We start from the raw sequence: 13213 nt of genomic DNA, 5'->3' as shown, positions 1-13213 counted from the left end.
AGTCAGAAGTCTTACTCCGCAGCAATTTTGCTGACGTCTTGTCCGGCGGCGGCCATGATCGCTTTGACGATGTTATGATAGCCTGTGCACCGGCAGATATTGCCTTCCAGATATTCGCGGATCTCCGTCTCAGACGGGTTGGGATTGTCTTGCAGCAGCGCTGCCGCCGACATCACCATGCCCGGCGTGCAGAAGCCGCATTGCAGCCCGTGGTGGTCCTGAAACGCCTGCTGGATCGTCGACAGCGAGCCATCAGGGTTCGCCATACCTTCAATTGTCGTGACCTCGGTACCTTCAGCTTCGCCTGCCAGCATCGTGCAGGCCTTCACGGCCACGCCATCGACATGGACCACGCAAGCGCCACATTGGCTGGTGTCACAGCCCACATGGGTGCCTGTCAGGTTCAGGCTGTCGCGCAAGAAACCCGACAGAAGCGTACGACCTTCGACCTCGCCACTGACAGCTTTCCCGTTCACGGTCATTGAGACCTGTGTCATGAAATTCCTCCCTTTTCATTCTTGAGGAGAGTTAAGCACGGGTTTTTCGTTTTGAGAACAATTCTTTTGCGAATGTTCCGGATCGGGACAGCCTGTCGCAACTTTTGGCCGGTTGAGGCGCTTTCAGGTATTTTTGGACAAAAGAAGACCTAGCCTTCGCGGGGCTGGGGCCGTGTCTTGATTTCCTTAAGAAGGCCACCTACTCCCATCGCTGCAATGTCATCCGAGGTGACTGGAATACCGCACAGAACACGCTCCATCACCCAATCGGCCCCGTTGAGCGCAGGCGAGCGCGCGCAACCGGGCAAGCCGATCACCGGGCGGGATTTGTAATCACCGAGAAAAAGCAGGTTTCCGGGGTCCACGGGCATGCCGAAATGTACCAGCGCGCCGCCTGCCGCAGTCAGACCCAAAGGTGCGACATCGGCAGGGTCAGACGTGGCAGAGGCCGTCAGGATCAGGATCAACGCACCGTTTGCGCGCTCTATCGCTTCAGAGACAGCTTTCGTGGCATGCGGGACGCGCAGTGTCTCGGCAAGGGTGACGCCCAGCGCATCAAGGCGGCTGGCCACGGCCGCTTCCCCTTTGGCATTGTCAGGCGCACCCGGCAGATCGGTCAGGATCAGCGTGGCATCCGGCAGCGTCGCAGGCTGCAGGCGCAGGGCGGTGGTGGCGGCTTCGCAGGCCCTGTTCAAATCATGCTCGGGCACAGCATATGAGATGATCTTGACCGTCCCCACCAGCGCACCCGCAGCAACGCGGGTGTAAGGGCGCGGCGTGGCCAGCGTGATAAGCGGGTTCACCCTGTTCAGGGCGTGCACCGCATCCGTGTCGATCACCATGATCCCGGCGGATTGGGCGTAAAGGTTCACACGCCCGGTGAACGGATCGGCGACCCGCAGATAAGCGGCCTTTGGGTCCGGTGCGATGGACGCAGCCAGACGCGCGGCGGCGGCGTTTTCTTCCACATCCGTCGGCGCAAGCTGCGCGACGATGATCTCGGCCACACCTTCGGCGGTGATCTTGGCAAGATCGCCTGCCTCCAGCACCCTGCCCTTTTTCAGCACCCCGCTTTGCAATCGCAGCGAATGGGCAAGGATTGCGCCTTGCGCCTGCGCGACGGGAACGGGGCCGAATTTCACGCGCGCCCCCGCAGGACGCCTGTGATCTGGGCCAGCGTCGCAATCGCGATTTCCGCCGGGCTGGCCGCACCGATATCAAGGCCAACGGGCGCGTGGATGCGCGCGATATCCGCATCGCTGAACCCCGCTTCGGTCAGCCGCGCCAACCGTTTGGCATGGGTCCGGGTCGAGCCCAGCGCGCCGATATAGAAAGCGTCGGATTTCAGAGCGACATGCAGCGCGGGATCGTCGATTTTGGGATCATGGGACAAGGTCACAACCGCCGTGCGCGCATCAATGCCCCAAGCCGTCAGCGCCTCATCCGGCCACTCGTTGCTCAGCATCTCGCCGGGGAAACGCGCCTCGGAGCCGAATATCTCGCGCGGGTCGATTATGAACGGATCATAGCCCGCCATGCGCGCCATCTGCACCAAGGGCTGGGTAATGTGAACGGCCCCGATCACTGCCATGCGCAAGGGCGGATTGTTAATGGCAATAAAGGTGTCTTCCTCAAAGCCAGAGCGGTCCATGCGGAAGCGGTCATCCGAGTTATCCGTGCTTAAACTGCGCGCCCAGCTTGCGGTATTCACGTGATAGGCAATCGGCTGACGCGCCGCGCGGGCAGCGACCAGATCGGCCAGCATGTCCTCCGGCATGGCCTTGCCGACCGGCTCGACCAGCACCGCGATTTCGCCACCACAGGCCAGTCCAACGGCGAAGGCTTCATCATCAGAGACCCCGAAGGTCAGCAGCTTGGGCGCGCCGTCCTCCAGCGCATCAATCGCCTCCACGATCACTGCGCCTTCGACGCAGCCGCCAGAGACGGAGCCTTCAATCTCCCCTGCACCTGAGATCACCAACTGGCTGCCCACCCGGCGCGGGGCACTGCCCCAAGTGCGCACAACAGTGGCCAAGGCCGCGCCTTTTCCGGCGCGGTGCCACTCGAGGGCAATCTCGGGTATCCGGTCCATCTAGTCCTCCAACAAGGCCATCAGGCGCGCCTTTTCACCCCTATCATCAGGGCGCGAGAGCGCATCGGCAAGAGCTTCGAGCGACGCGATGTTATGACCGGCGCGAAAGCTGTCCACCCTTGGCAACATCTCGGCAATGCCGCGCGCCTTGGGGGCAAAGCCATCCCAACGCAAAAGCGGGTTCAGCCAGATCACCTTGCGCGCGCTCAGATGCAAGCGCTCCATCGCGCGGGCCAGATCGTCGGGATCGTCCCGGTCCAGACCATCGGTAATCAGCAAAACGATGGCCCCTGATCCCAGAACCCGCCGCGACCAGTCGCGGTTGAACTCGGTCAGGCATGCCCCGATGCGCGTGCCGCCTTCCCAATCTTGTGCCTCAGCGCCGGCGGCAGCAAGGGCCGCGTCCACATCGCGGGTGCCCAGATGGCGCGTGATGTTGGTCAGCCGCGTGCCGAAGGTGAAGGCATGGACCTTTGCCCAGCCCGCCCCCTGCTGGTTGGCCACCGCGTGCAGAAAATGCAACACAGCGCGGGAATACTGGCTCATGGAGCCTGAGATATCGCACAGCGCCACAAGGTTCGGCCACCGGGTACGAGGCGTTTTCAGAACCAGCTTGTGGGTCTCGCCCCCCTGCCGCATCGCCGCGCGCAAGGTGCGCCGCGCGTCGATCTGTGCCCCAATCGGGGACACCTGCGTGCGGCGGCTCGGCAAAGGTTTGATCGGCAGCGTCAGACGCGCGAGCATCCGCTTGGCCTCGGCCATCTCGGCTGTGCTCATCTGTTCGAAATCAAGGCTTTTCAGCCGTTCCTGCGACGACATCGTGCGCGAAGCGTCAATCTCGATCTGGGTTTCGCCATCGTCTTTCTCGATCTCGGGGAGATCCCGCTCCACCCCGTCCAGCAACGCCTCCGCCGCGCGCTTCTCGGCCGCCTTGGCGCGGCGCTCTTCCGCGACGCCGCGGGTCGCCGGGATCATGTAGGACATCATATGTTCAAGATAGCGCGGGTCGCGCCAGTAAAGTCGGAACAGCTGTCGGAACGTGGCGCGATGTTCGGGGCGCGTGACAAAACAGGCATGCAGCGTCCAATAGAAATCCGCGCGTTCGGTGAAGCCTGCGGCCTTCACAGCGTTGATCGCGTTAAGCGTGGCCCCTGGCCCAATCGGTAAACCCGCCTGCCTGAGCGCCCGCGCGAAGTGGGTGATGTTGCGCGTGAGCTTGGGGTTTTCGGGGAGTTCGAGGTCGGGAAGTGCTACCATCGGCGCGCCTTTGGCCGGTTTTGGGATAAGGTATTTGGAGACAAAAGAAGCATCACGCTGGTGCCAACTCTGCCTTCACCTCGTCCAGTATCCGTTTCGCCTCGGAGCCTTGCAGCTTCTGGATGTCATCCTGATACTTCAGGATCGCACCCAGCGTATCTGCGATGACCTCCGGCGAGAGGTTAATGACGTCGAGCGCCAGCAGGCATTTCGCCCAATCGATGGTTTCCGCCACGCCGGGTTTTTTGAACAGATCTTCAGTGCGGAGCTTTTGCACAAAGGCCACCACCTCGCGCGACAGCGCTTGGGACGCCTCGGGCGCGCGGGCCTCGAGTATGTCCATCTCGCGCTCCAGATCGGGGTAATCGACCCAGTGATAGAGGCAGCGCCGTTTGAGCGCATCATGCACTTCGCGGGTCCGATTGGAGGTCAGTATGACGATGGGCGGCTCGGGCGCCTTGATGGTGCCAAGCTCGGGGATCGTCACCTGAAAGTCAGAGAGGGCTTCGAGCAGGAACGCCTCAAACGGCTCATCCGTGCGGTCCAGTTCGTCGATCAGCAACACAGGCGGGCCTGCAGGATCGGGGCGCATCGCCTCCAGCAAAGGCCGCTCAATCAAATAGTCGTCCGAGAAGAGCTGCGTTTGAAGCGCTTTGCTGTCGGCCCCGCCGCCTGCTTCCGCGGCGCGGATCGCGACCATCTGGGCGGCAAAGTTCCACTCATAAACCGCAGAGGACGCATCCAGCCCCTCATAGCATTGCAACCGGATCAGCCGGCGCCCCAAAGCGGCAGCAATGGCTTTGGCGATCTCGGTCTTGCCGACACCCGCCTCACCTTCCAGAAAAAGCGGCCGTCCCAGACGCAAGGACAAGAACACCACCGTCGCAAGCGCACGCCCGCAGACGTAGTTTTGCGCGCTCAGGAGGGATTGCACCTCGTCGATCGTGTTGATCTGGCTGGTCATTTCAATCCTCCCTCTCAGCGATGCTAGCCGCCGCAGAGCGCGCGTCAACCATCGGCCATCGGCACGGTTTGAGAAACAGACCCGCGCAGCACGCGAAACAATCGCATCATATGAGCATGAACACAGCGCATTCTTGCCCCATTGCACTGCCATCCAAGGCCAGACTACACTGCGCCAAGATACCTGATGGGGCCCCGATGACTGTGACAGAAGAAGAATTTGCCAAGGCGCTTGCGGGGCTGAAAGGTCAGGACTGGCTGGATGCGCTGGACGAGCTGGCCGAAGATCTGGGTTATTTCCAACCTATCGGCGCGCGCCATTCGGCGGCCTTCATCGACCAGTCGCCCACCTTGATTGTGAGCTTTGACAGTCAGCAAAACATCTGCCGCCGCGATGCTGATTGCGCGCCCGCAGGATGGGCCACAGCCGAGGCGAACGGCTGGTCGCATCTGGCGCTGATCTCGGACGGCGACACATGGTTTCGTGACCCTGCCGTCTATGGCTATTTCGACCGCCTCGTCGATGACGGCTTTTTCGAGGATTTCGACCGCGTGGTGTTCTATGGCGCGGGCATGGGCGGGTATGCAGCGGCGGCTTATTCCGTCGTCTCCCCCGGGGCGACCGTAGTCGCATTGCAGCCGCAGGCGACGCTGGCCACCGACAAGGCCGGCTGGGACACACGCTTTCCCAAGATGCGCCGCACGGATTTCACCAGCCGCTATGGCTACGCGCCGGACATGACCGAAGGCGCGGGCGATGTTTTTATCATCCACGAAGCGATGGAGGCGTTTGATGCGATGCACGCCACCCTTTTCGACGCGCCCTATGTACATCACCACCGCACCCGCCTGATGGTCCGCGACCTTGAAGCTGAACTGCGCATCATGGGCTGCCTTGAGCCGATCCTGGAACACGCGGCCTTGGGCCAGTTGACCCCTACGATTCTGTCGCAGATCCTGCGCAAGCGCCGCGAGTTTGCCCGCTATATGCGCCGTCTGATGGGGCATCTGCAGGACGAAGACCGGCCATTCCGCGAAGCGCTGGTCTGCCGCAACTTCGTGCAGCGGGGCGCCGGGGCGCGCTTCCGCAGACGCTTGCAGGATTTGCAGGCCGCGGGCGTGACACTGCCTTCGCTTGAGCCTGCAGAGTAATTACAGACCGCCAGCCTCTTTCAGGAACGCCACAACCTGATCCACGCCTTTGCCGCTTTTGAGTGCTGCCATAACGAAAGGCCGTACTCCACGCGCGCTGGTCGCATCGCTTTCCAAAAGCGCCTCATCGACGCCGACATAAGGCGCCAAATCGGTTTTGTTGATCACCAGCAGATCTGACCGCGTCACCCCCGGCCCCCGCTTGCGCGGAATGTCCTGACCCGCCGCAGTATCAATGACGTAAAGCGTCAGGTCGGCCAGTTCGGGTGAGAACGTCGCGGCCAGATTATCCCCCCCACTTTCAATCAGAATCACGTCGAGATCAGGGAAGCCATTGCGCAGATCGGCCACCGCCGCGAGGTTGATAGAGGCATCCTCCCGGATCGCGGTATGCGGGCAGCCCCCGGTCTCCACGCCGCGAATACGCTCGGATGGCAGAACCTGCGCGCGGGTCAGATAGTCCGCATCCTCACGCGTGTAGATATCGTTGGTGATGACGGCGACGGAGTACTCGGCCGTCAACGCGCGGCATAGCTGCTCTGTCAGCGTCGTCTTGCCTGCGCCGACAGGGCCGCCGATGCCTACGCGCAAAGGGCCATTGCTTGAGATGTCTTTCATGTCCGAAATAGCCTCACATCCAGTGTTTCATGGGCCATGGCTGCGATATCCCCCATCAAAACGCCCGCGCCTATGACGTCAAGCGGCGTGTCCGTGGCCCGCTGCGCGACCTCTGCAATGACCGGGTGAAGGGCTGCCAGAACCGCTTGGCCTTCTGACTGCCCCAGCGGAACAAAACGCACCGAGACCGACACAAGGTTGGAGGCAAAAGCATGCAGATAAAGCTGCGCGACATCTGCCGGCGCAAGGCTCAGCATACGCGCGGCTTCACCCACCGCGACCGGTAGTGCCGCAGGTCGGACGCTGTGGCCCATGGACTTCAGCGTCTCGGCGAAAGCCGTGCCTTGGGCAAAAGTCTCCTCCCACCGCTCTTTGCTGGCGGCCAGCGCGCGGGCCATATCAGCCACATCCGCCCCCGCCATCGCCTGACAAAGCAGCACCGCGTCCATCCAGCCGGCCCCAAAGCGCAGCGTTTCTTCCAGCCAAATCTGCAACTCCGCGGCACTCTGAACGCGCCCTTGCGCCATTGTTTGTTCCAGCCCATGCGAATAGGCGAAACTGCCCAGCGGAAACGCTGGCGACAGCCATTGGGTGAGCGTCAGAAGATCAGTGCTCATGGCTATGCTCATGCCCAAACGTGCGCCCATGACCGTAAGCGCCACCTTCGGGGCTGAAGGGCCCTTCGATCTCTGTCAGGGTCGCGCCGAGTTGTTCCAACATAGCGCGCAGAACATGGTCAGACCGGATCAATAAGTGATCGGCATGGACCTGACACGGCGTGTGGCGATTGCCGATATGCCAGGCCAGACGCGGCAAATCCCCTTCGATGCGGATCAGCGCTTCGGGGGCCGCGATCACACCAATGGTGCGACCATCCTCCAGCACAAACGCATCGAGATGATCCAGATGGGTGACCTCTGCCAGATCGACCATAAAATCCTCGCCAGACGCGCTTGTCAGCCGCTTGCGGCGCAGCAGACGCGTATCATAATCCAGCCCGACAATATCATCCGGGTGGTGCACATGGCGACGCACCGCGCTGGCGCGCGGCACGCTCATGCCGCCACTCCTAGCCAAGCAGATCGCGATAGACAAACGCCGGAATATCGACGCGGGAAATGCCGTATTCTGCCAGTTGCGCATCGCTCAGCGCGTCCAGCGTCGCGATATCCTGCAAGCGCCGCTGCCGATCCGGATAGGAATTGAAGCCCATCCCGATCTCGGCCAGATAACTGTCGAGAAGTCGCGCAGGATTGCGCGGGGAAAACTGCATTGAAAAATCGTGTCGTGCCATCGGAAACCTCGCTGTCCCTTTCGGGGCCTGTCAGTCTGGGTTTCCTCCCATGGGCTCTAAGGTAGTGAAGATTGGTTAAGGATTTAAGTAAACTTTCTGCAATGCAGCATTGCATGCCGTGAATAGGCGGGTTTTTACCCGTTTGCTCAGTGCTTTGCGAAAAATGCAACATGTTCTGCTTTCCTTAAACCTCAGCGATCAATCTGGCGCGTATGAGCGACACCACGCGCAGATTTGCGGCCCCTCGGGCCGATGAATTGGGGGCGTCCGAGGCCAGATCAAAGCGCCGGAAAAGATGGTTGATGTGATCGCGCCACTCTGCCCCATCAGAACATAAAATAGCGCTGCGCCATCGGCAATTCGGTCGCAGGCTCACAGGTCAACAACTCACCATTCGCACGCACTTCGTAGGTTTCGGGGTTCACCTCGATCTGCGGCGTATTGGTGTTCAGCTTCATCGAGGATTTCCCGATGCCCCGCGTTTTCTCGACCGCCAGTGTTTGCTTGGCCAAGCCCAGCGACGCACCGATCCCCTCGGCTTGCGCCGCAGCAGACACGAACGTCACCGCATTATGCTGCACAGACCTGCCCATCGCGCCAAACATGGGCCGGGTGTAAACCGGCTGCGGCGTCGGGATCGAAGCATTCGGATCGCCCATCTGTGCACAGACAATCGCGCCGCCCATCAAAACCATTTCAGGTTTCACGCCAAAGAAGGCTGGGTTCCAAAGGCACAGATCCGCCCGCTTGCCCGGCTCAATCGACCCGATATGCGTTGAAACCCCGTGCGCAATCGCCGGGTTGATGGTGTATTTCGCCACATACCGCTTCACCCGGGCATTGTCGTTCTCGCCGGTTTCCTCAGCCAGACGCCCGCGCTGTTTCTTCATCTTATCCGCGGTTTGCCAGGTGCGGATGATCACCTCGCCCACGCGGCCCATGGCCTGACTGTCGGATGCGATGATCGAAAACGCGCCCATGTCGTGCAGGATATCTTCCGCCGCGATCGTCTCGCGCCGGATGCGGCTTTCGGCAAAGGCCACATCCTCGGGGATGGATTTGTCCAGATGGTGGCAGACCATCAGCATATCCAGATGCTCTTCGATGGTGTTGACCGTGTAAGGCCGCGTCGGATTGGTGGAGCTTGGGATCACATGCTCCTCGCCCACCACTTTGATGATATCCGGCGCATGGCCCCCGCCTGCCCCTTCGGTATGGAACGCGTGGATCGTGCGGCCTTTCATGGCGGCCACGGTATTTTCCACGAAGCCGCTTTCGTTCAGCGTGTCGGTGTGGATCATCACCTGCACGTCCATGTCATCGGCGACCGTCAGACAGCAATCAATCGCGGCGGGCGTCGTGCCCCAATCCTCGTGCAGCTTCATCGCGCAAGCGCCTGCGTTGATCATCTCGACCAAGGCGTCGGGCTTTGACGCATTGCCCTTGCAGGATAACCCGATATTCATCGGCACATCATCCACCGCCTGCATCATCCGCCCAATATGCCAAGGCCCCGGCGTGCAGGTCGTGGCCAGCGTGCCATGGGCTGGCCCCGTGCCACCGCCCAGCTGAGTCGTGACCCCCGAATGCAGCGCATCCTCCATCTGTTGCGGGCAGATGAAATGGATGTGGGCGTCGAAACCACCTGCCGTCAGGATACGCCCCTCGCCTGCAATGATCTCTGTCCCCGGTCCGATGATGATATCGACGCCGCTTTGCGTATCGGGGTTGCCCGCCTTGCCAATCACCGCAATTTGACCGGCCCGCAGGCCGACATCGGCCTTATAAATCCCGGTATAGTCCAGAATAAGCGCGTTGGTGATCACCGTGTCCATCGCCCCTTCGGCGTTGGTCACTTGGCTTTGCCCCATCCCGTCGCGGATCACCTTGCCGCCACCAAATTTCACCTCTTCGCCGTAAATGGTCAGATCACGCTCCACCTCGATGATCAGATCGGTGTCGGCCAGCCGCACCTTGTCGCCCGTGGTGGGGCCATACATATCGGCATAGGTCGCGCGGGAAATCGTGGCGGGCATGGGCGTTCCTTACTTGGTGTTGGGGCCGCGCTTGGCGAGCCGTCTGCGGTTGGACGCGGTTGTGCGGCTCAGCGGCGCCATCGTGGCGCGCATCACCCTGTCAGGGCTCTGACCCCGCGCAGCCGTCATCGTGCCGGCCAACACCGCTTCCATGAAGGCGGGGCCTTTTTCATTGATCATGCGCTTTTTCTCATGAGGCGTGACGGACCAAAGCCCCGCCATCCCCATCATGCGGTAGGCCATGACGGTCTGCGTCTCGGCCATAAGAGTGACGAACTGCAAGGATGTGTTCATCAGATCAATCGGGGTAACAACTCGTGCCATATCGGCTCCTAGATGCAGGCGCTAAAGTGCGCCCATGATGGATTGGTTAAATCCGTAAATCTTGCGGTCGCCCCCATAAGGAACAAGCGTGACATTGCGGGTCTGGCCCGGCTCAAAGCGCACAGCGGTGCCTGCAGCGATGTCGAGGCGCATCCCGCGCGCCGCGTCGCGGTCAAAGGCAAGCGCCGCGTTGGTTTCCGCGAAATGATAATGACTGCCGACCTGCACCGGGCGGTCGCCGGTATTGGCGACCTCAAGCGTGATCGCCTCTGCCCCGTCATTCAACGTGATCTCGCCTGCGGCGGTCATGATTTCGCCAGGGATCATTCGCTGTCCTCCTCAGACTTTGCTGGCTCGATTTTCTTGGTGGTCAGCGCGGTGTAGATCCGCTGGCCAAAAACGCCCAACCCACCCCCGAGGAGCAGCAAAAAGGCCGAGCTATCAGCCCCGAACAGCGCCGCCAGAACAGCCGCCACGATCATCATGACGATAAAGGTGAACAAGCGGAACTCGCCTTCCTTCATCGGCACATCATCCAGCAAAACGTCTTTGAGCGCTTTGTTGAGATGCGGCTCCGCCTGCGGTGTCAGATACCCCGCCAGCGCGCCAAGAAAGAGATTGAGCAGCATGATATCCTCCTATCTGATCGGGTGGTGCACGGTCACCAGCTTGGTGCCATCGGGAAACGTCGCCTCGACCTGCACATCGTGGATCATCTCGGCGATCCCCTCCATGCACTGGGCGCAGCTCACGACATGGGCGCCTGCCTCCATCAGTTCCGCAACCGAGCGTCCGTCGCGCGCCCCTTCCACGACATAGTCCGTGATCAAAGCGATGGCCTCGGGGTGGTTCAGCTTCACGCCGCGCTCCAGCCGACCGCGCGCCACCATGGCCGCGAGCGAGATCAGAAGTTTGTCTTTTTCTCTGGGGGTCAGGTTCATCTTGGTCTCTTACAGTTGCCAGACACGCGGCAGTGATGCGCCACGCAGATGGATCAAAATAGGGGCAATGGCCTGTTTCAGCGGCCAGGCATCGGGCGCCGCCATACGGATCACGCATTTGCCGTCCCAGCCAGACACGCCGCTTGGCAACGCCTCGGGCAGCAAGCGGCGTAGCGGGGCGACCGCGTCTTCGGCACCTTGCTGGATCAGCGCAATCGTGATGAAGGCGCGGTGCGTTCCATGGGTTGCCAGACCCGCGCTGGCCAGCGTCAGATCGGTCAGATGCAGCGGCTCAATCAGCACGGGCGTACCGTCGCGGGTCACGTGACGCATGTCGTGAAAGGCAAGCCGCGTCACAGTCTCATTCATCGCAGCGCGGCCCAGAACGACCGTCTCGACCATCAGGATCGACGCGTCCCCCTCCAGCGCGGCGAGCGTCTTGCGATACAAGCCAGAGCTTTGAAAGAGAATGGTTTCTTGCGGCAGCCAATCCAGATGCGCCCCAGCGCCAACCTTCAGATGGACCGCCATTTCAGCGACACCGCCCGAAGACGCATAGGCCCGCTCTGCTGTTTGGGTCGTGCCTATAGCGCGCGTTCCGGCGGCCAAGGACAGCGCAAACCGCATACGGTCCCCCCCGGTCAATCCGCCGGATGTGTTCAGAAAAACGACCTCTGGCACATCGGAATGCACCACTGGCAAAAACGCCTTGGCTGATCCCGATTGATGCAAGGTATCAAGCCGGGTGCGCGCGCCGTCCGCTTTCAACGAGACCTCGGCCCGACCGCGGGCGCGTTGCATCGTCAAAGGGGGCGTCACGGCAGTCGTATCAAGCATGGCTCTTCTTTCGCATAGCGAGCCCAGCCTGCCAATGCTGCAGCGCAGCAATTAAAGGTTAATTTACGGATTCCGCCCATCGCATCCAGAAACCGCCCATAAATTAGGCATATCTTCGCTCTGGAAGGCGCGGCAGCTTTTGTGTAACCCCTGCGCCATGACCGAGAGCCTGATACTCCGCCGACCCGATGACTGGCATTTGCACCTGCGCGATGGCGCGTTGCTCAAGGCCATTCTGCCAGAAACCGCTCGTCATTTTGGCCGCGCCATCATCATGCCGAACCTCGTGCCACCCGTCGTCACGGGCGCTGATGCGGCCGCCTATCGCGCGCGTATTCTGGCCGCCTGCCCGCCCGAGATGGACAGCTTCAAGCCGCTGATGACGCTCTATCTGACCGAAGACACCGATCCCGATGATGTCGCCGACGCCCATGCGAAAGGTATCGTCACGGCGGTCAAGCTCTACCCTGCCGGGGCCACTACAAACTCCGCCTCCGGTGTGCGCGATTTCGACAAGGTGCGCCCCGTGCTGGAGCGGATGGCCGAGATCGGCATGCCGCTTTGCGTGCATGGCGAAGTCACTGACAGTGACATCGACATCTTCGACCGCGAAGCCGTGTTCATCGAACGTGTGCTCGACCCGATCCGCCGCGCCACCCCAGGTCTGCGTGTGGTGATGGAGCATATCACGACCTCTGACGCCGTCGCCTATGTCGCTGAAAACGAAAAGAATTTGGGTGCAACCATCACCACACACCATTTGATTATCAACCGCAACCACATGCTCGTGGGCGGGATCAAACCGCATTACTACTGCCTGCCCGTCGCCAAGCGCGAAAGCCATCGCGAAGCGCTGGTCAAGGCTGCTACATCCGGCGATCACCGCTATTTTCTTGGGACGGATTCCGCCCCCCATAGCGATCCAAACAAGGAAAGCGCCTGTGGCTGCGCTGGCGTCTTTTCAGCCACCAACACGATCTCCTGCCTTGCCGAGGTTTTCGAGGCTGCAGACGCCCTGCCTCGGCTCGAGGCCTTTGCCTCGCTCAACGGTCCGGCCTTTTACGGCCTGCCGCCCAACGCCGACACGATCACCCTGCGTAAAGGCGCGCCCGTGTCCTACCCCGACAAAATCGCCAGCGGCGAAGGCCCCGTCACGGTCTTTGACCCCGGCTTCGATCTGCACTGGTATGTGGAAGGTTAAC

At 61.3% G+C, this 13213-nt stretch carries 17 protein-coding genes; 2 read left to right on the top strand and 15 right to left on the bottom strand.

The genetic code is table 11. The annotated features are described in order from the left end of the window. Window positions 1–11: 11 nt before the first annotated feature. The 5 genes from KUW67_RS01335 to KUW67_RS01315 form a co-directional block, all read right to left on the bottom strand. Complete coding sequence (locus KUW67_RS01335; RefSeq protein WP_224823466.1) at window positions 12–497, bottom strand: (2Fe-2S)-binding protein; 486 nt, start codon at window positions 495–497, stop codon at window positions 12–14. A 149-nt stretch (window positions 498–646) separates the two neighbouring features. After that, window positions 647–1639 carry a molybdopterin-binding protein gene (locus KUW67_RS01330; protein WP_224823465.1) on the bottom strand — a complete coding sequence of 331 codons (993 nt, stop codon included), beginning with the start codon at window positions 1637–1639 and terminating at the stop codon, window positions 647–649. After that, on the bottom strand, window positions 1636–2589 hold the full coding sequence (locus KUW67_RS01325; RefSeq protein WP_224823464.1) for an XdhC family protein: 954 nt from the start codon (window positions 2587–2589) through the stop codon (window positions 1636–1638). The genes KUW67_RS01330 and KUW67_RS01325 overlap by 4 nt, the downstream gene beginning before the upstream one ends. Next, on the bottom strand, window positions 2590–3846 hold the full coding sequence (locus tag KUW67_RS01320; protein ID WP_224823463.1) for a VWA domain-containing protein: 1257 nt from the start codon (window positions 3844–3846) through the stop codon (window positions 2590–2592). Between the two features lie 52 nt (window positions 3847–3898). Beyond that, window positions 3899–4810 carry a MoxR family ATPase gene (locus KUW67_RS01315; RefSeq protein ID WP_224823462.1) on the bottom strand — a complete coding sequence of 304 codons (912 nt, stop codon included), beginning with the start codon at window positions 4808–4810 and terminating at the stop codon, window positions 3899–3901. A gap of 197 nt (window positions 4811–5007) precedes the next feature. On the opposite strand from KUW67_RS01315, the gene KUW67_RS01310 reads away from it, so the two are divergent. Further along, window positions 5008–5961: a phosphoadenosine phosphosulfate reductase gene (locus KUW67_RS01310; RefSeq protein ID WP_224823461.1), complete on the top strand. Its 954-nt coding sequence runs from the start codon at window positions 5008–5010 to the stop codon at window positions 5959–5961. Here KUW67_RS01310 and ureG read toward each other — a convergent pair whose 3' ends face one another. The 10 genes from ureG to KUW67_RS01260 form a co-directional block, all read right to left on the bottom strand. Continuing rightward, window positions 5962–6579 (bottom strand): urease accessory protein UreG, encoded by a 618-nt coding sequence (gene ureG, locus KUW67_RS01305; protein ID WP_224823460.1) that lies wholly within the window; start codon window positions 6577–6579, stop codon window positions 5962–5964. After that, on the bottom strand, window positions 6576–7196 hold the full coding sequence (locus tag KUW67_RS01300; protein ID WP_224823459.1) for an urease accessory protein UreF: 621 nt from the start codon (window positions 7194–7196) through the stop codon (window positions 6576–6578). Before KUW67_RS01300 ends, ureG begins: the two co-directional genes overlap by 4 nt. Then, a complete protein-coding gene (locus tag KUW67_RS01295) occupies window positions 7186–7638 on the bottom strand; it encodes an urease accessory protein UreE (protein ID WP_224823458.1) in 453 nt (150 codons plus the stop codon). Before KUW67_RS01295 ends, KUW67_RS01300 begins: the two co-directional genes overlap by 11 nt. A gap of 10 nt (window positions 7639–7648) precedes the next feature. Beyond that, the gene (locus KUW67_RS01290) at window positions 7649–7852 is read right to left on the bottom strand and encodes a DUF1127 domain-containing protein (protein WP_224823457.1); all 204 of its coding nucleotides are present in this window, start codon (window positions 7850–7852) and stop codon (window positions 7649–7651) included. 347 nt (window positions 7853–8199) lie between these two features. After that, entirely contained in the window at window positions 8200–9909 is a 1710-nt protein-coding gene (gene ureC, locus KUW67_RS01285; protein ID WP_224823456.1) for an urease subunit alpha, read from the bottom strand. A gap of 9 nt (window positions 9910–9918) precedes the next feature. Next, window positions 9919–10233, bottom strand: a complete 315-nt coding sequence (locus KUW67_RS01280; RefSeq protein WP_224823455.1) for an antifreeze protein — start codon at window positions 10231–10233, stop codon at window positions 9919–9921. A 21-nt stretch (window positions 10234–10254) separates the two neighbouring features. Beyond that, window positions 10255–10560 (bottom strand): urease subunit beta, encoded by a 306-nt coding sequence (locus KUW67_RS01275; protein ID WP_224823454.1) that lies wholly within the window; start codon window positions 10558–10560, stop codon window positions 10255–10257. Next, a complete protein-coding gene (locus tag KUW67_RS01270; protein WP_224823453.1) occupies window positions 10557–10862 on the bottom strand; it encodes a hypothetical protein in 306 nt (101 codons plus the stop codon). The genes KUW67_RS01275 and KUW67_RS01270 overlap by 4 nt, the downstream gene beginning before the upstream one ends. Before the next feature lie 9 nt (window positions 10863–10871). After that, window positions 10872–11174, bottom strand: a complete 303-nt coding sequence (locus KUW67_RS01265) for an urease subunit gamma (protein WP_224823452.1) — start codon at window positions 11172–11174, stop codon at window positions 10872–10874. 9 nt (window positions 11175–11183) lie between these two features. Further along, window positions 11184–12011: an urease accessory protein UreD gene (locus KUW67_RS01260; protein WP_224823451.1), complete on the bottom strand. Its 828-nt coding sequence runs from the start codon at window positions 12009–12011 to the stop codon at window positions 11184–11186. A gap of 157 nt (window positions 12012–12168) precedes the next feature. Between KUW67_RS01260 and pyrC the strand changes: the two genes are divergently transcribed. Next, entirely contained in the window at window positions 12169–13212 is a 1044-nt protein-coding gene (gene pyrC, locus KUW67_RS01255; RefSeq protein WP_224823450.1) for a dihydroorotase, read from the top strand. Window position 13213: the final 1 nt, after the last annotated feature.

The sequence above is a fragment of the Cognatishimia sp. MH4019 genome (assembly GCF_020177595.1).
Taxonomy (GTDB): Bacteria; Pseudomonadota; Alphaproteobacteria; order Rhodobacterales; family Rhodobacteraceae; genus JAHTBL01.
Note: the sequence above shows the minus strand (reverse complement) of the source record. Positions and strands in the feature narration are given on the sequence as shown.